Consider the following 16,996-nt stretch of genomic DNA (forward strand, 5'->3'; position numbering starts at 1 on the left):
CTGCCCGGCTTTTATATAAACGATTGTCTATCGGTCGCATCTAGATTATTTATTTGTTATTAGTGATTGCCCTCCCTAATCTAGGCGACCATCACGATTAACCAACGCGTAGGAGAAGGCCACATGTCTGCCGCCAAGAAGTACTCCGCGGGCGTCAAGGATTACCGCGAAACATACTGGATGCCCGAATACACGCCGCTGGATACTGACCTGCTGGCGTGTTTCAAGATTACCCCGCAGCCCGGTATCGACCGCGAAGAAGCTGCCGCCGCTGTGGCAGCCGAGTCCTCCACCGGTACCTGGACCACGGTGTGGACCGACCTCCTGACCGACATGGATTACTACAAGGGTCGGGCGTACATGATCGAGGACGTCCCGGGTGACGACGAGTCCTTCTACGCGTTCATCGCCTACCCGATCGACCTGTTCGAAGAAGGCTCCATGGTGAACGTGTTCACCTCCCTGGTCGGTAACGTGTTCGGCTTCAAGGCCGTGCGTATGCTGCGCCTGGAAGACGTGCGCTTCCCGATCGCCTACGTGAAGACCTGTGGCGGTCCGCCCATGGGTATCCAGGTCGAGCGTGATCGCCTGAACAAGTACGGCCGCCCGATGCTGGGTTGCACCATCAAGCCGAAGCTGGGTCTGTCCGCGAAGAACTACGGCCGTGCCGTCTACGAGTGCCTGCGTGGCGGTCTCGACTTCACCAAGGACGACGAAAACGTCAACTCCCAGCCGTTCATGCGCTGGCGTGACCGCTTCGATTTCGTCCAGGAAGCGACCGAAAAGGCCGAAGCCGAGACCGGCGAGCGCAAGGGTCACTACCTGAACGTCACCGCGCCGACCCCGGAAGAAATGTACAAGCGTGCCGAGTACGCCAAGGAAATTGGCGCACCGATCATCATGCACGACTACATCACCGGCGGTTTCTGTGCCAACACCGGCCTGGCCAACTGGTGCCGCGACAACGGCATGCTGCTGCACATCCACCGTGCCATGCACGCGGTTATCGACCGTCATCCGAAGCACGGTATCCACTTCCGTGTGCTCGCCAAGATCCTGCGTCTGTCCGGCGGCGACCACCTCCACACCGGCACCGTGGTCGGCAAGCTGGAAGGCGACCGCGCCGCGACGCTTGGCTGGATCGATCTGCTGCGTGAATCCTTCATCCCGGAAGACCGCTCGCGCGGCATCTTCTTCGATCAGGACTGGGGTTCCATGCCGGGCGTGTTCGCCGTGGCCTCCGGTGGTATCCACGTCTGGCACATGCCGGCCCTGGTCTCCATCTTCGGCGACGACTCCGTGCTGCAGTTCGGTGGCGGCACCCTGGGCCACCCGTGGGGCAATGCTCCGGGCGCGACCGCCAACCGCGTGGCCGTCGAGGCCTGCGTCCAGGCGCGGAACGAGGGTCGCGAGATCGAGAAGGAAGGCAAGGAGATCCTGACCCAGGCCGCCCAGCACAGTCCCGAACTGAAGATCGCCATGGAAACGTGGAAGGAAATCAAGTTCGAGTTCGACACCACCGACAAGCTGGACGTCCAACACAAGTGATCGTCCGTGTGCGGGCGGCCTGAGTGGCTGCCCGCACCTTCAGAGAACAAGCGCATAGGATTAACGACATGTCCGATATTCAGAACTTCAAGCCGGTGCAGAAGTACGAGACCTTCTCCTACCTGCCCGAGATGAACGCCGATCAGGTTCGCCGTCAGATCGAATACGCCATTGCCCAGGGCTGGAATCCGGCGGTCGAGTACAGCGAAAAAGAACACGCCATGTCCAACTACTGGTACATGTGGAAGCTCCCGATGTTCGGCGAGCAGTCCGTCGAGACCGTGCTGAGCGAGATCGAGCAGTGCCGCCGTGCCAACCCCGGCATGATGGTTCGCTTCCTCGCCTACGATAACTACGCCCAGAGTCAGGGCACGGCCTTCGTGGTCGATCGCGGTCGCTAATTAGGGCCCGGTACCTGCCGGGTCCGCCTTCGGGCCCGGCAGTTCAGTAAAGCGTTATTTACCGTTGCTGCCGCCAACTGTAAGGAAGTGCCATGAGTAATCCGACATCTGCGTCTGAAGGTCTCTCGGGGCGTGAACGTGCCCTGGAACGGCGCAAAGCCATGTCTCGCAATGGCAAGGCTGCCGTGAAGTCGACCGACCAAACCAAAGGGAGCAGCCGCTCCGCTGGGGCTGCGCGAGATGCGCGCCAGGCGAAGGCGGACCCTGCCCCGGCACCCCAGGCGCGGGAGCCGGAGATGCACTCCAGTGAATCCTCGTCGCAGGTCTCCGTCGAGACCCGCGACACCACCCCCGAGCGCCGCCCGGAACCGGGCGCGCACACGGGTATCTCGAATGGCCGCCAGGCCGCCCTTGAGCGCCGCCAGAAGATGGCGCGCCAGGGCAAGAAGGCTGTGGGCCGAACCAACACGCGTGCGCAGGCCGCGGGTGGCATGGCCCCCGCCGGCGCCGAACGTTCGCGCCAGCTGGAAGCGCTGGCCCAGTCGCAGAACGTCGAGGTCGATTGCTCGAACATGAGCGGTCGCGAGATCTGCCGCCTGCGGCGTCAGGCGCTTTCCACGGAAGGGAAGAAGGCCGTTGCGCCGGAACCGCGCCGTGGGGATCGCATCAAGGGATCGGAACCGGTGGCTGCCGCGACCCAGGAATCCAAGAAGGATTGCGGCTGCGGCTGCAAGGGCGAGAAGGCCGAGCGCGATGCGTCGGTAAACAGCGCCCCGAGCCGCGACGCCGCGGTGGTCGAAAGCGGCTTGGACCAGCTGTGCCACAAGGTCGAGTCCGGGGGCGAAGCCGCCGGTCCGCATCCGATGATCTCGGAGGTTCGCGCGATCTGTATGGCGCGCCGGGATGCCATGGCGCAGAGCGGCAAGAAGGCCCAGCGTCGGCGTTTTAACGGCGGTCAGGCCCGCGGCACCATGCCGCAGGAAGGCGCCTGGAAGGCCGCCAAGCGCCAAGGGATGTCCGCCCGCGAAGTCGCTCGGCAGCGCCGTGAAGAACTGTGCAAGCTGGGCCGTGGCTCCTCCGAGCCGGGGCGTCCCTGTGGCCGGCCACGCCCCGTCGAGGGCGATGTGCCGCCGAAGGTTGAAGAGGGCACCACGCTCGCCGGCAGCCACGTCAGTGGCACGCAAGTCGAGCGGAGCTCCGGCGTTACCGGCACCGAGGCGGGCAGCTGCTCGTCGGTCACCGGGACCGAATACCTTGGGGTGGAACATTACGAGCGTTACTGTGGCGTGTCCCCCGCAGGTAATCCGCCTAAGGTGGGCGCTTCGCACACGGCGCACGGCCAGTCCGTCAGTGGCACCGAAGTAGGGCGGTCGAACCGTGTGACCGGCGACGAGCGTGGGTCCTGCGAGACGATCACCGGCACCGAATATCTCAGTACCGAACAATACGAAGGCTTCTGCGGCACGCGTCCGCAGGCCGGGCCGGCCCGAACCAGCGTGATGGTCACCCGTCAAGGGGAAGGCGTATCGGGCACCTCGGTCGGGCGTAGCCCGAGCGTTACCGGCGACGAAGCCGGCTCTTGCCGCGATGTGACCGGTACTGAGTACCTGAACACCGCGGCCAGCGAGGTTCCCTGTAACACGGGAAAGTCGAACGGGGCGCCGGCGAAGGTTGGCGTAATGCATACGCTTCGCGGTCGTGAGCTGACCGGTTCCGAAGTCGGGCGCTCCGTGAACGTAACCGGCAACGAATATGGCAGCTGCAAACCGGTGACCGGGACCGAGTATCTGGGCACCGAGCAGTTCCAGGGCTTTTGCGGTACTCGCCCGGAGCCGGCCCCGGCCAAGGTCCAGGAGTCGCACACCATGGAAGACCAGAGCGTGACGGGTGTGGCCGTGGGGCGTAGCCGGCATGTAACCGGCGACGAGCGCGGCTCCTGTGCCTCGCTGACCGGTACGCCGTACTACAACAAGTCCGACTTTGGTGAACTGTGCGAGCGCCCGGACGCCGGGGGCGTCCCCAAGGTCGGTGTAATGCACACCCTGCGGGGTCGCGAGGTTTCCGGTACCCAGGTGGATCATTCGATCCACGTGACGGGTGACGAATATGGTGGTTGCAAGCCGATCACCGGCACGGAATATGCCGGCTCCGAGCACTATGACGCCTTTTGTGGCGGTCAGCGCCCGGAAGCCAGCCCGGAGAAAGTGACTGTGGGCCGTACCTGGAATCAGCAGATTGTGTCCGGCTCGGCGATCGGGCGTTCCTCGCGGGTCACCGGTGACGAATATGGCGCCTGCAAGCCGGTGAGCGGCACGGCCTATATCGGTCCGGATCAGTACGACCAGTTCTGCGATACGCAGGATTCGAAGGAGGCCGGGACCCGTGTGGCCGAGCGCCAGTCCACGCCGGGGCACTCGCTGTCCGGCAGCCAACCGGGCTACGACAAGCGCGTGACCGGTACCGAACGGGGCGCCTGTCAGGACGTGTCCGGTTCCCCGTATGTGGGCGGTAACGAATTTGCCAAGAGTTGCGCCAGTGCCGCGAGCAGTCTGCATCCGCGTCTGCGCCCGGAAGGGATGGGCATGCAGGCCGCGCCGGCGCAGCCAGTGGCGCAAGCCGCTTCTCGCCCGATGCCCAACGCCGGCTTCAGCGTGGACACCCCGGCGCGGGTCGCCGCAGAGCGTCGGGAGCGCGTGACGGGGACGGCCTATGGCAGTAGCGGAAGCCTGACCGGTTCCATTAACAAGGCGATGGGTCTGGTCTCCGGCACCGAAGAGTTCCGTTATGGCGCCAGCAAGCAGTCCGTGGCCGCGGAGCCGGTGGAAGAAGCGGAGAAGGTCGGTGCCAACCGGGTGACGCTGAACGGCAGCAGCAATGGCGTCTCCATTACCGGCGACGACTGGGGGCGCGGTGACCACGTGACCGGGACCGAGGGCTTCTCGACGCGCCGCAACCAGACGCAGAAGGGTAACCCGCGTGGTGAAGGCCGCAGCGCTTATATCAATCGGGAACTCGAGCGCAAGGAAGCGCCCACGAGCAGGATCACGGGTTCCTCCGGGAACAGCGACGCCGGTTCTCTGGTGACGCTGTCCGGCGGGGCGCGCGGTTAAGGACAGGCGAGGACTCTGAAGAACGTCATGGTGCGTGGTCGCCGCAAAAACAGCTCCATGGGCTCGCGCTTCGCGAAGTCCCGGATTGCGGCTGCGCGCGCCGCGGCGCCGAGTAGTGCGGTCCCGGTGTCCGCGGTGCCGGCCTGCGGCTCGTCGTCTCCGGACATGGCGCGCGAACTGACCGCGGGTCACGCGTTGGCGGATGTCCCGATGAACGAGCGGTTGCACGCCTTCGAGCAGGGGTTCCGGGAGCGCTTCGCGCAGCTGGTTCCGGTGCTCAAGGAGGTGCATGCGCTGCAGCACGAGCGGGACTTCGAGGCGCGGGCGCAGGCGATCGTCGAGGAGCGCCTGGGGTATCAGCTGCCGCAAAAGGCGCTGGAAGATGCCTGGATCAACGATCTGGATACGCGCGAACTGTATCTGCACGGGACGTTCGAGCTGTTCGATCAGGTGGTCAACGAATACTGGGCCGGCCGTGATGACCTGGTCGCCGAAGCGGAAAGCGCAATTGCGTATTTCCTCGACTGCGACTTCCACGAAGTGGACATCTCCCCGTGCTCGGACGGCCGACTGCTGGGGTTGCGCCGCTTCATCCTGCGGCTTCCTGATCTCGCGGTGCGAGTGAAGAGTTACGCCGGGGCGCAGTTCGACATCGAAGAGGACGTACGTCACTGGACCAAACGCGAACTACTGCGCTTCCGTGAGGGGCGGCCGACCACGGCCGATGTCCCCAGCCGCTATCTGAAGATTGCGGCTTACCACTACAGTGGCGCGGATCCGCTGCATCAGGGCTGCGCGGCGCACGGCAACAGCGAGCGCGATGCGGCGGACGGCGCCCTGCACCAGCTGCGCGCGTTTCGTCAGGCGATCGAGAACACCTACTGCTGTGGGGCCTCGGTCGACACGCTGCTAATCGGGGTGGATACCGATACGGATGCGATCAAGATCCACATCCCGGACGCGGACACACGGATGAGCCTGTATCGCTTCGTGGAAAGCGCGGAGTTGTACCGGGCGACGCAGGGGCTGGACGAACAGACCGCATCGCTGCGGGTGTATCAGGCGATCCAGGACACGATTCACCAGCAGGGCTGGGGGCGCGGTAACGGCGCGCCGCATGAAGGGATGCTGCGCCTGATCTCGCGGCTGCTGCTGAGCAATATTTCGCAGCTGGATTATGTGGCGCGCTATCACGGAGGCCATTACGCCGATGTCGGCCACCGCGAGCGTGTGATTATCGTCGGCCAGGAAATCGAGGAGATGCAGGTTCGCAACTTCGCGTACTTCGCTCACCTGGAGACGATGGAAGAGGGCGCCGAGGGGATGGATGTCGGCGTGAACAAGATTTTTCGCAAGCTGAATGTCGAGCGCGGCCTGCCAATTCCGGTGGTGGTGCATTACCGCTACGACCGCAAGGTGCCGGGATCGCGGGAGCGGGTCGAGGCGCGTTGTCGCCGGATTCGCAACACGATCATGGATCGCTATCGCGACCTGGCTGAAAAGGGCCTGATCGGCTGCCACATGGTGATCCGCGACAAACGCAGCGGAAGCCGTCTGGAACCACTGGCCGCCTGACGCACACGGGAACGGGAATGAAGATCTGCAAGGTTGAGAAGACGCTGGTTTCGACCAACCGCATCCGCGATCTGGGGCACCGGCCGTTGCTGGTGGTTCAGGAAAAGGCGGGTGGGCCGCGCACCGTGGCGGTCGATGCGGTCGGGTGCGTGCCCGGGGACTGGGTCATCGTAGTGGGCAGCTCGGCGGCGCGCGAAGCGGCCGGTGACAAGTCCTACCCGAGTGACGCGACGATCGTCGGGATCATCGATTACTGGGAGGAGCAGTAGCTCCATGGAAATCATGCAGGTGCAGGATGAACTGGTGGTGACCCGTCGCGTCGACGGGTTGAGCACCATTTCGCTGCGCGTGCTGGTCGACCAGAAGGGCGCGCTCAGTGTGGCCGTGGATCCGGTCGGGGCGCATCCGGGTAACTGGGTATTCACCATCAGCGGGTCGGCCGCGCGGCTCGCGCTGGACGACAACACTATCCAGACCGATTTGACGATCGGCGGCATCATCGACCACTGGGACGATGGTGGTAAGAAGACGGAAGGGTCGAAGGACGTGGCAGGACAAGACCAGACCGATGCACAGCGCTCTGCTGGTTCCCGCAAGGCGGCGTGAGCGTCATTTTTGTTTTAAAAAACCGTAAATCCAGGAGAGAAGACAATGGCAACTGAACGTTTTGGTGTGGCGCTGGGCATGATCGAGACCCGTGGTCTGGTGCCGGCGATTGAAGCGGCCGATGCAATGACCAAGGCCTCCGAAGTGCGTCTGATCGGTCGCCAGTTCGTCGGTGGCGGCTACGTGACCGTGCTGGTCCGTGGCGAAACCGGTGCCGTTAACGCCGCTGTGCGTGCCGGTGCGGATTCCTGCGAGCGCGTGGGTGACGGCCTGGTGGCCGCGCACATCATCGCCCGCGTGCATTCCGAAGTGGAAAGCATCCTGCCCGAGCAGGTTGAAAAGTAAATAATCAGTAACGCTTGATAGGAGTTGAGTAATGGCTAGCGAAAACTTTGGTGTGGCACTCGGCATGATCGAGACCCGTGGTCTGGTGCCGGCGATCGAGGCCGCGGACGCAATGACCAAGGCCTCCGAGGTGCGTCTGATCGGGCGTCAGTTCGTGGGTGGTGGTTACGTGACCGTGCTGGTCCGTGGCGAAACCGGTGCCGTGAACGCCGCCGTGCGTGCCGGTGCGGATTCCTGCGAGCGTGTCGGTGACGGCCTGGTGGCTGCGCACATCATTGCTCGCGTCCATTCCGAGGTGGAAAACATCCTCCCGGAAAAGCCGTAACTCACGGCGGCCGAACCCCGTCGGGCCCGGATCGGGCCCGACGGCTTTTTCATGAAGAGGTAGATGATGGCTAACGAAATTTCTGGTGTGGCCCTTGGCATGATCGAGACCCGTGGTCTGGTCCCGGCGATCGAAGCCGCGGATGCGATGACCAAGGCCGCCGAAGTGCGCCTGATCGGTCGTGAATTTGTCGGTGGCGGTTACGTGACCGTCCTGGTCCGTGGTGAAACCGGTGCCGTGAACGCCGCTGTGCGTGCGGGCGCGGATTCTTGCGAGCGTGTGGGTGACGGCCTGGTGGCTGCGCACATCATTGCTCGCGTGCATTCGGAAGTGGAAGGGATCCTGCCGACGGCACCGACTGCCGGCGGTTCGGCCAGCTGAGGCGACATCCATGTCCGATCCACGGATCGTGGGGTACCTGAACCGGGCGGTGGCACACGAGCTGTCGGCGGTGCAGCAATACCTGGCCCAGGCGCGGTTGACCGCGATGTGGGGGATGACTGACGTAAGCGACTGCCTGCGTCGGGACGCCCAGGAAGAGCTGGATCATGCGGATCGCTTCATGACTCGCATGTTCCACTACGGGGTGGCGCCGAACGGTAGCCAGCTGGCGCCGGTGCGGCTTGGTCGCTCCATGGCCGAGCTTTTGGCGCACTCGCGCGAGCTGGAGATGGAGGCGATTCGTCTGTACGACGAAGCAGCCGTCTATTGCCGGCGCGTCGGTGCGGTGGATGATGCGGCGCTGTTCGAGAGCATCCTCGAGGATGAACTGGAACACGTGCGCGAGATCGATGCCCAAGGCAGCACCGCGTGACGAGCGCGGACGCGGCAACACAAGCGGAGTAGGCAATGGCGGATACCGATCTCGTGGTTCCGGCCGGGTGGGAACCCGGCAAGGGGACCTCGGCGTCCATGAGCAAACAGTTCACGTTCGACCGCTACGGCATCACGCGGAAGTTTCTAGACCACGTGGCCGAGCTGTCGGAGCAGGATGGTTATCATCCGAACATCAGCTTCGGCACGACCTACGTGAACATCACGATCGACGCCCGTGATGGCGAACAGCTTGGGGAAGGCGACAAGGCCTTTGCCCTTGAAGTCGACCGCCTGGCCGATGCCACCACCGGCTGAGCCGGGGGATTCTTGATGGGCCGGGTTGAGCCCGGTCCCCTTCCGCAGGAGGCTGTTGCGTGGGTTCGAGGGTAATCGCGGTAGTCAATCAGAAGGGCGGCACTGGCAAGACCACCCTGACCATGAACCTGGCCGCGGGGCTGGCCCGGCGGGGCCGCACGCTGGTGGTCGACGCTGACCCTCAGGGTTCGGCCGGTCAATGGGCCCGCATGGCCTCCGAGGATCGTCCGTTTGCGGCGTCGGTGTTTGCGGTTGCCGGGCCCCTCGACCGCGAGTTGAAGGCCCTGCGCAAGGACTACGACCACATCGTGGTGGATTGCCCGCCGACGCTCGAGGGCGGGGCCGTCACCGGTGCCCTGGCGGCCGCGGACGAGGTCCTGATCCCGGTGCTTCCGTCGCCGGTGGATCTGTGGGGTAGCGTCCGTATGGGGCGCGGGCTCGAAGAGGCCAAGCTCAGGAATCCCGCCCTGCGCCCCTACATCGTGATTAATCAGCTCGAAGTCCGCAGTGCGCTGTCGCGTGCGATGAAACACGCACTGATGGAGATCGACATCCCCGCCCTGGAGCAGTCGCTCCGCCGGCGGGCCATATATCGGCGTTCTGCGCTGGAAGGCTGTTCCGTCTTTGATCTGGGCAAGCCGGGCGAGGCGGCGGCGGCGGAGATCGAAGCCATCATCGAGGAGGTGTCGCAATGAGCAATCTGCAAGACAAGCTGGCAGCCGGCGTGCGCAGTGCGCGCGAGGACCAGGACAAGGACAAGAGCCCGGACAACACGGCCACGGCCGACGCGCCGGCCGCGGCACAGAAGGACACGAGCCAGGAGCCGGCGAGCAGCAGCCCGCGGGCTGCCGCGAGTACCAAGGCGGCCGCCACCAAGAAGGCGGCGACCACGACCCGCAAGGCTCCGGCCCGCAAGGCGGCCACGGCGCGCAAGAAGCCGGCAGCGACGAGGAAGACGGGGACGACCGCCCAGTCGACCCAGGCCAAGGCAACCCCGGGCCGGAAAAAGCCGGCTGCAAAGAAGGAGCCGAAGGCGAACAAGGGCGGCAACGCGTTGCATCCGGATCGGGTTTGGCCTGACTGACGCCGATGCGTGCCGGTGGCCGGGGCTTGCGCCCCGGCCTTTCTGATTGAGGAGTCGAAACATGCAGGACGAACTACGCGATCACCTGATCACCGAGGAGCCTTACTATCAGTCCACGGCGGATGAGGTGGAGCTGTACGAGGCTGCCTATTCGGTGCGCATGCCGATGATGCTCAAGGGCCCCACGGGTTGCGGCAAGACGCGCTTTGTCGAGCACATGGCCTGGAAGCTGCGCAAGCCGCTGATTACCGTCTCGTGTAATGAGGACATGACCGCCTCGGATCTGGTGGGGCGCTATCTGCTGGATGCCAACGGCACGCGCTGGCAGGACGGCCCGCTGACCCAGGCGGCACGCCACGGGGCGATCTGCTACCTCGACGAGATCGTCGAGGCGCGCCAGGATACGACCGTCGTGATCCACCCGCTGACCGACAATCGTCGCATGCTCCCGCTGGAGAAGAAGGGCGAGATGGTCGAGGCGCATCCGGATTTTCAGGTGGTGATCTCGTACAACCCGGGCTATCAGAGCCTGATGAAGGATCTGAAGGAGTCGACCAAGCAGCGCTTCGGCGCGCTGGACTTCAACTACCCGGATCACGCAACCGAAACGCGGATTGTGGTCCACGAAGGCGGGGTCAACGAGGACATGGCCAGCAAGCTGGTCAGCGTCGCGGAGCGCGCGCGCAATCTGAAGGGCCACGGGCTGGACGAGGGGATCTCGACCCGCATGCTGGTGTACGCCGCGTCGCTGATTGCGAAGGGAGTCGCGCCGCTGGCCGCCTGCCGCATGGCCCTGGTGCGTCCGATCACGGACGATCCGGACATGCGCGACGCCCTCGACTCCGCCGTCACGACGTTCTTCTAGGCGCGTGCGCCGGACACGATGAGCATCCATCTGGAGGAATACCAGGACCTCCTCGAGGACCTCGGGGGGCAGGCCGCCGAGGTACTCGAGGCCTCGTGGCAGGAAGCGACGCGGGCCTTCAGTACGGGTGGTCTGAAGCGCTACTACCTGGAAGGCGCACGCAGCCTGCACTCCCTGGGGCGAGGTTCGGAGATGGTCGTGGCCTTCGTCCAGGAGGCGCCGGATCTGGCGCAGGAGCTGGGCGAGGATGCGGTCGGAGAGCTGGTGAGCTCGGCGATCAAGATGTACTCCAAGACGAGTGGGGCGGTCATTACCCTGCTGATCTCCACCAGCCCGATTGCGGCGCGACGCCTGGGCGACCTGCGCCTGTTCGGGGGATATCTGCGCCTGGTCGACAACCTGCTGGGGCAGGCGCCACGCGGCGTTCGGCCGATGCTGGAACGCCTCGACGAGTTGCTTTCGCAACTGACGCTGGGCGGGTTGCGCCGTTGGGCGACCTGGGGCGCGCAGGCCCACCGTACCGACCTCGAGGAACAGATCGCTTATTTTGGTCTGGAATCGCCCGAGTCCCGTTCAGTATTCCAGAAGGAGCGACGCGGCACGCTGTTCGTGGATGTGCAGCGGCGCATCAACCTCTACCTGCGTTCGCTCTGGGCGCGCGATTTCTTCATGCGGCCGACGAGTGGCGACTTCGAGTCGCGCGAGGGCTACAAGCCCTATATCGAGGGCTTCACGATCTTCCTGCCGGATGCCTTCGACGACTGGGAAGGCCTGACCGGGCTCGATCTCTACCGTGCGGCGGCGGCCCATGCCGCGGCCCATGTGGTCTACACGCGGGAAATGCAGCCAGAGGAGGCGCCGCGCGGCGTGACCGGCGTGCTGACCGAGTTGTTCGAGGATGCCCGCGTGGAGGCCCTGGCAAGCCAGGGTTTCCCGGGTTTGCGCAACCTCTGGACACCCCTGCATACCGCGACCCCGGACGACGGTGAAGCGCCGCAGGCCCTGCTGGCCCGCACCGCACGGGCCCTGCTGGACCCGGACTACCGCGACGACCATCCGTTCGTGACCAGGGCCCGTGCGGCGCTGGCCGAACGGACGGAGGATCTCGAGGCCCCCGGCCTGGCGCGCGCCCTGGCCGAGGCCCTGGCGCCGGAATTTCCGGAACAGGGCTACATGAACCCGCGGCAGGTCGCGCCGGATGTGCTCTACCGTGACGACAATCGCTACATGTGGGCGTTCGGGCGCGAGGAAGACGACTTCGAGACGCTGATGGCCAGCGGTTCGAACCAGGAACGCGTCTACGTGACCCCCATGGAGATGATCAACACCCTCGATGTCCCTGGCGCTGGGGACGATGCCCAGATGATCATGGTGCTGGCGACCGAATGGTTCCGGGACGGCGAAGAGGAAAGCATCAACCAGCAGGAGGGCAAGGAGCCGATCTCGCTGCCCTACCACTACCACGAGTGGGACTACCAGATGCAGCTGGAACGGCCGCACTGGGTCACCCTGCTGGAGCGGCGTCCGCAGAAGGGCGACGTGGCCGAGATCGACGCGATTAACGAAAAGCACAAGCCGCTGATCTCGCGCCTGAAGTTCCTGATCGAGGCGATGCAACCGCAGGGCGTCCAGCGCCTGCGCAAGCAGGCCGAGGGCGACGAGCTGGACTTGAACGCGCTGGTCGATGCACAGATCGATCTGCGCATGCGGCGGCAGCCCGACGAGCGCATCTACGTGCGCAATATCCGCCAGGTTCGCGATCTGTCGGTGCTGGTGCTGCTGGATCTGTCCGAGTCCACCAACGAGATGGTCCAGGGTACGGACACCAGTGTGGTTCAGCTGGCGCGCGAGGCTACCGCTCTGCTGGGCGGGGCAATCTCCAAGATTGGCGATCCCTTCGCCATCCACGGCTTTGCCTCGGATGGTCGCCACGATGTCGAGTACTACCGCTTCAAGGACTTCGGCGCCCCCTACGACGATCACGCCCGGGCACGACTGGCCGGGATGAAGGGGCAGCTTTCCACTCGCATGGGCGCGGCCGTTCGGCATGCCGGGCATCTGCTGCAGCAACAGGGGACGCAGAAGAAGCTGTTGCTGATCGTGACCGACGGCGAGCCGGCGGATACCGATGTGCGCGACCCGCAGTACCTGCGTCAGGACGCGAAGCGTGCGGTGGAAGAAGTGGGCAAGAACGGCGTCTACAGCTTCTGTATCAGCCTGGACCCGAACGCCGACGAGTACGTCGAACGGATCTTCGGGGCACAGCACTTCATGGTGCTGGATCGTATCGAACGGCTCCCGGAAAAGCTGCCGATGCTGTACGCCGGTCTCACCCGGTAGGGGTCACGGGTACTAGCATGGCCAGGAAAGGGACCGGCACGACACCGCAGAAGGAGTCCGGCCTTCCGCAGGTGATGCTGAAATCCGAACTGCCGGCGCACCTGATCCGGCACGCCACCCTGCGCCAGCTGCAGGTGTTCGAAGCGATCGTGCGCCTGGGTAGCTTTACCCGCGCGGCGGAAGAGCTCTACCTGACCCAGCCCACCGTCTCCATCCAGATCAAGAAGCTCTCCGGCGCCCTCGGCCTGCCGCTGTTCGAGTACGTTGGGCGCAAGGCCTTCCCCACCGAGGTCGGGCTGTTGCTGTACGACACCTGCCGCGAGATGCTCGGCGCGCTGACCAACCTGGAGATGAAGCTCGCGGAGATGCACGGGCTCAAGCGGGGGCGGCTGCGCCTGGCGGTGATCACCACCGCGCAGTACTTCGCGCCGACGATCCTCGGGCAGTTCGCCAAGCGCTATCCGGACATTGAACTGTCGCTGGAGGTCAGCAACTTCGACCGTGTGCTGCAGCGCCTGGCCAACAACGATGACGATCTGTACATCATTGGACACGTGCCCGAACGGCTGACCGACATCGCGGTGTATCCGTTCGCGCCGAACCCGCTGGTGGTGATGGCCAGCCGCGATCACCCGCTGGTCGGACAGCGCAACATCCCGATCGAACGCCTGGAACAGGAGACGTTCCTGATGCGCGAGCCGGGCTCCGGGATCCGCGAGGCAACCCTCAAGCTGTTCCAGGAGCACGGGATCAGCCCGACGGTGCGCATGGAGCTCGGCTCCAACGAGGCGATCAAGCAGGCGGTGATCGGCGGCCTGGGGATTGCGGTGCTGTCGTTGCACACCCTCAGCGCGGAGGGGGCGGGCGGGCCGGTAGCACTGCTGGATGTGGAGCACTTCCCGATTCACCGCCAGTGGCACATCGTTCACCCCAGGCAGAAGGTCCTGTCGGTGGTCGCGCAGACCTTTCTCGACTTCGCGATCCAGGACGAGGCGCGCGTGCGCGGCCAGGTCGAGGATCTCCTTGCGGCCTTCAAGGCCCAGGCGAGCTGACCACAAGCGGTCATTGCAAGCGCAGCGGCCCGATCTGCCGGGGGGCGCTGGCAGCGGCGGCATTCGGGGCGGGTCCGGAATGACAGGCCCGGGAGCGTACCTTACAATTCACGGATTACCCGGCCGCTAACGGCCGAACTCGGAGATCAGTCAGTGACCACGAGCAGCCGACCGCGTATCAGCGGCACCCAGTTCATCAACGCCGACCAGGCGCCGCGCGCGCGCCTGAGCCTGAGCGCCTCGCACCGCGACCAGCACCATCCGGTGACCGGGACCGGCGGTGATCCCCGGTTCGGCGCGATCGATACCCCGGCCAACGAGAGCTGCGTGGTCTGTGCGCCGGCGACCCGCCGACTGGCCGAGGAACTGTTCGAGGGCTGGAACGCGGCCCTGCAGACGGGTGACGCGCGCAAGGTCGCCGAGCGCTATGCCGAGGACGCTGTTCTGCTCCCGACCGTCTCCAACGTCCCGCGCACCACGCACGCCGAGATCCAGGACTACTTCGAGCACTTCCTGGAGAAGAAGCCCTTTGGGACGATCAACACCCGCAACGTGAAGCTTGGCTGCAACAAGCTCACCGATGCCGGCACCTACACCTTTCGCGTGACGGATGGCGGTGAGACCAAGGAAGTCCCCGCGCGCTACACCTTCGTCTACGAGAACCGTGACGGGGGATGGAAGATCGTCCATCACCACTCCTCGATGATGCCGACCGCCTGAAGAGGGTGTCTCCCCAGTACGGAGGCCTTTCGGGCCTCGGGCACCGCTTAACGTAAGTTGACTGTTCTCAACGCTCCCGGCTTCGCTCCAGCGCCCGCGCGAGCTTGATGCCGCTCGAAATCAGGCCGACGTGGCTGAACGCCTGCGGGAAGTTGCCGAGGAAAGCGCCGCTAGCGGGGTCGATCTGTTCCGGGAGCAGACCCAGCGCATTGGTGCGGTCGCACAGGGAGTCGTACAGCGCCTGGGCCTCCTCCAGTCGACCCTGCCCGACCAGATTGTCGACCAGCCAGAAGCTGCACAGCACAAACGCACCCTCGTGCCCGGGCAGTCCGTCCGGGGATTCCTCCGGCAGATAGCGGTAGAGCAGGCCGTTGCCGGCACCCAGGCGCCGGACGACGGCCTCGGTAGTGGCGACCATCTTCGGGTGATCCGCGGGGATGACGCCGCGTCCGGGTAGTGCCAGCAGACTCGCGTCGATGCCGCCGCCGCCCAGATGTTCGGTCAGGCTCTGGAGTTCGGGGTCCCAGGCCTGTTCCAGGATCGCCTCGTGGATCTGCCGCGCCTCGGAGCGCCAGAGCGCACTGTCGCCTTGCACGCCGTTGCTCTCGGCCAGCGCAGCCCCGCGCTCCAGCGCGACCGCGCACAGGGCGGCGGAGTAGGTAAACGGTCGTCCGGCTGTGCGGACCTCCCAGATCCCGTGGTCGGGGTTTTTCCATTCGGTCTTGGCGGACTCGACCAGGCGCCGCAGGCGCTGCCACAGGTGATCGTCCAGCGTGCCGCCCCAGCGTACCCAGCGCCAGGCGCAATCGAGGATCTCCCCGAACACGTCATGCTGGCGCTGTTCGACCGCGCCGTTCCCCCAGCGCACGGGCCCCGAACCACGGTAGCCCTCCAGTTCGGGATCGCTGCGCTCCGGTTGCGGGAGGTGGCCGTCCACGTCGTACAGCACCCGGGGCCAGCCCGCGCGATCGACGGCGTCCAGGGCCCAGCCGATAAACCCGGCGGCCTCGTGGGTCATGCCGATATCGCTCATCGCATACACCGAGAACGCCGCATCGCGGATCCACGCGTAGCGGTAATCCCAGTTGCGCGGGCCGCCGATCGCCTCCGGCAGGGAGGATGTCGGTGCCGCGATCATGGCCCCGGTCGCGGTGTAGTCCATCTGCTTGAGGGTGACAGCCGAGCGGCGGACGAGGTCTTCGCGAGGCCCTTCATAGCTGAAGTGCGTCATCCAGCGTCGCCAGACCAGCAGGGTGGCCTCGAGCAGGTCCTGCGGGGTGCGGGGCTGGAACCGATGCGTATGCGGCCCCCACCCGAGGAGCACGTGATGCTGCTCCCCGGCCTCCAGTTCATGCAGGCTGTCCGCGTCCTCCAGCGGCAGGGACGAGCTCAGGGCCAGTTCCAGGTCCGGCTGGCGGTGCAACGCCAGGCCCAGCCCGGCCCCGTGCGGATACAAATCCGCCCCGCCCCGGGGTGTGACGCGGACCCGCAGGTGTACCCGGCCCTCCAGCACCTCGATCCGGCGCAGCAGCTCGTTCCGTCCAGCGGGTGCGTCCTCGGAGAGGTCGGCCCCTGCGCGCAGGGGCAGGCAGTCGGTCACCCGGACGCGCCCCTCTGGTCCGGTCATCTCGGTGATCAGGACGGCGGTATCCGGAATATAGCGCTGGTGCGAGGTGACCAGGGGTTCCGGGGCCACGGTGAAGGCGCCGCCGCGCTGGTGATCCAGCAGCGCGCAGAACAAGGGTTCGGAGTCAAAGCGGGGGACGCACATCCAGGGGATGGTCCCGTCGCGACCGACCAGGGCGGCAGTCGTGCAGTTCCCGATCAGGCCGTGCTCCTCGATCGGCAGGTAGCCGTCAATGCGGTGTACGGGGCGGTCGGATACGGTCACTGG

At 65.4% G+C, this 16,996-nt stretch carries 18 protein-coding genes; 17 read left to right on the forward strand and 1 reads right to left on the reverse strand.

Translation table 11 applies throughout. The annotated features are described in order from the left end of the window. The first annotated feature begins 123 nt into the window (after positions 1-123). From F792_RS0104785 to F792_RS0104870, 17 genes are all read left to right on the forward strand, one after another. Entirely contained in the window at positions 124-1,548 is a 1,425-nt protein-coding gene (locus F792_RS0104785; RefSeq protein ID WP_018168591.1) for a form I ribulose bisphosphate carboxylase large subunit, read from the forward strand. Positions 1,549-1,616: 68 nt separating this feature from the next. Continuing rightward, positions 1,617-1,949, forward strand: coding sequence for a ribulose bisphosphate carboxylase small subunit (locus tag F792_RS0104790; RefSeq protein WP_018168592.1), 333 nt, complete (start codon positions 1,617-1,619; stop codon positions 1,947-1,949). A 161-nt stretch (positions 1,950-2,110) separates the two neighbouring features. Continuing rightward, positions 2,111-5,059: a CsoS2 family carboxysome shell protein gene (locus F792_RS0104795; protein ID WP_026304847.1), complete on the forward strand. Its 2,949-nt coding sequence runs from the start codon at positions 2,111-2,113 to the stop codon at positions 5,057-5,059. 165 nt (positions 5,060-5,224) lie between these two features. Next, positions 5,225-6,634, forward strand: coding sequence for a carboxysome shell carbonic anhydrase (locus F792_RS0104805; protein WP_018168595.1), 1,410 nt, complete (start codon positions 5,225-5,227; stop codon positions 6,632-6,634). Positions 6,635-6,651: 17 nt separating this feature from the next. Further along, the gene (locus F792_RS0104810; RefSeq protein ID WP_017940626.1) at positions 6,652-6,903 is read left to right on the forward strand and encodes a carboxysome peptide A; all 252 of its coding nucleotides are present in this window, start codon (positions 6,652-6,654) and stop codon (positions 6,901-6,903) included. Between the two features lie 4 nt (positions 6,904-6,907). Next, on the forward strand, positions 6,908-7,240 hold the full coding sequence (locus F792_RS0104815) for a carboxysome peptide B (RefSeq protein WP_018168596.1): 333 nt from the start codon (positions 6,908-6,910) through the stop codon (positions 7,238-7,240). Positions 7,241-7,285: 45 nt separating this feature from the next. Next, positions 7,286-7,585, forward strand: a complete 300-nt coding sequence (locus F792_RS0104820; protein WP_012982275.1) for a BMC domain-containing protein — start codon at positions 7,286-7,288, stop codon at positions 7,583-7,585. A 31-nt stretch (positions 7,586-7,616) separates the two neighbouring features. Next, positions 7,617-7,910, forward strand: coding sequence for a BMC domain-containing protein (locus F792_RS0104825; RefSeq protein WP_012982276.1), 294 nt, complete (start codon positions 7,617-7,619; stop codon positions 7,908-7,910). A gap of 66 nt (positions 7,911-7,976) precedes the next feature. After that, positions 7,977-8,291 carry a BMC domain-containing protein gene (locus F792_RS0104830; RefSeq protein ID WP_026289304.1) on the forward strand — a complete coding sequence of 105 codons (315 nt, stop codon included), beginning with the start codon at positions 7,977-7,979 and terminating at the stop codon, positions 8,289-8,291. A 10-nt stretch (positions 8,292-8,301) separates the two neighbouring features. Further along, on the forward strand, positions 8,302-8,724 hold the full coding sequence (locus tag F792_RS0104835) for a bacterioferritin (RefSeq protein WP_018168598.1): 423 nt from the start codon (positions 8,302-8,304) through the stop codon (positions 8,722-8,724). A 35-nt stretch (positions 8,725-8,759) separates the two neighbouring features. After that, on the forward strand, positions 8,760-9,041 hold the full coding sequence (locus tag F792_RS0104840; RefSeq protein ID WP_018168599.1) for a 4a-hydroxytetrahydrobiopterin dehydratase: 282 nt from the start codon (positions 8,760-8,762) through the stop codon (positions 9,039-9,041). Positions 9,042-9,100: 59 nt separating this feature from the next. Continuing rightward, complete coding sequence (gene parA, locus F792_RS0104845) at positions 9,101-9,736, forward strand: ParA family partition ATPase (RefSeq protein ID WP_018168600.1); 636 nt, start codon at positions 9,101-9,103, stop codon at positions 9,734-9,736. Then, positions 9,733-10,125: a hypothetical protein gene (locus tag F792_RS0104850; protein WP_018168601.1), complete on the forward strand. Its 393-nt coding sequence runs from the start codon at positions 9,733-9,735 to the stop codon at positions 10,123-10,125. Before parA ends, F792_RS0104850 begins: the two co-directional genes overlap by 4 nt. A 61-nt stretch (positions 10,126-10,186) precedes the next feature. Next, positions 10,187-10,990, forward strand: coding sequence for a CbbQ/NirQ/NorQ/GpvN family protein (locus F792_RS0104855; RefSeq protein WP_018144344.1), 804 nt, complete (start codon positions 10,187-10,189; stop codon positions 10,988-10,990). 18 nt (positions 10,991-11,008) lie between these two features. Continuing rightward, positions 11,009-13,330, forward strand: coding sequence for a nitric oxide reductase activation protein NorD (locus F792_RS0104860; protein WP_018168602.1), 2,322 nt, complete (start codon positions 11,009-11,011; stop codon positions 13,328-13,330). A 74-nt stretch (positions 13,331-13,404) separates the two neighbouring features. Continuing rightward, complete coding sequence (locus tag F792_RS0104865; protein ID WP_018168603.1) at positions 13,405-14,382, forward strand: LysR family transcriptional regulator; 978 nt, start codon at positions 13,405-13,407, stop codon at positions 14,380-14,382. 153 nt (positions 14,383-14,535) lie between these two features. Then, positions 14,536-15,102: an SgcJ/EcaC family oxidoreductase gene (locus tag F792_RS0104870; RefSeq protein WP_018168604.1), complete on the forward strand. Its 567-nt coding sequence runs from the start codon at positions 14,536-14,538 to the stop codon at positions 15,100-15,102. Positions 15,103-15,169: 67 nt separating this feature from the next. Here F792_RS0104870 and F792_RS0104875 read toward each other — a convergent pair whose 3' ends face one another. Beyond that, positions 15,170-16,993, reverse strand: a complete 1,824-nt coding sequence (locus F792_RS0104875) for a glycoside hydrolase family 15 protein (protein WP_018168605.1) — start codon at positions 16,991-16,993, stop codon at positions 15,170-15,172. Positions 16,994-16,996 lie beyond the last annotated feature (3 nt).

This window comes from Thioalkalivibrio sp. ALMg9 (assembly GCF_000380625.1).
Classification (GTDB): domain Bacteria; phylum Pseudomonadota; class Gammaproteobacteria; order Ectothiorhodospirales; family Ectothiorhodospiraceae; genus Thioalkalivibrio; species Thioalkalivibrio versutus.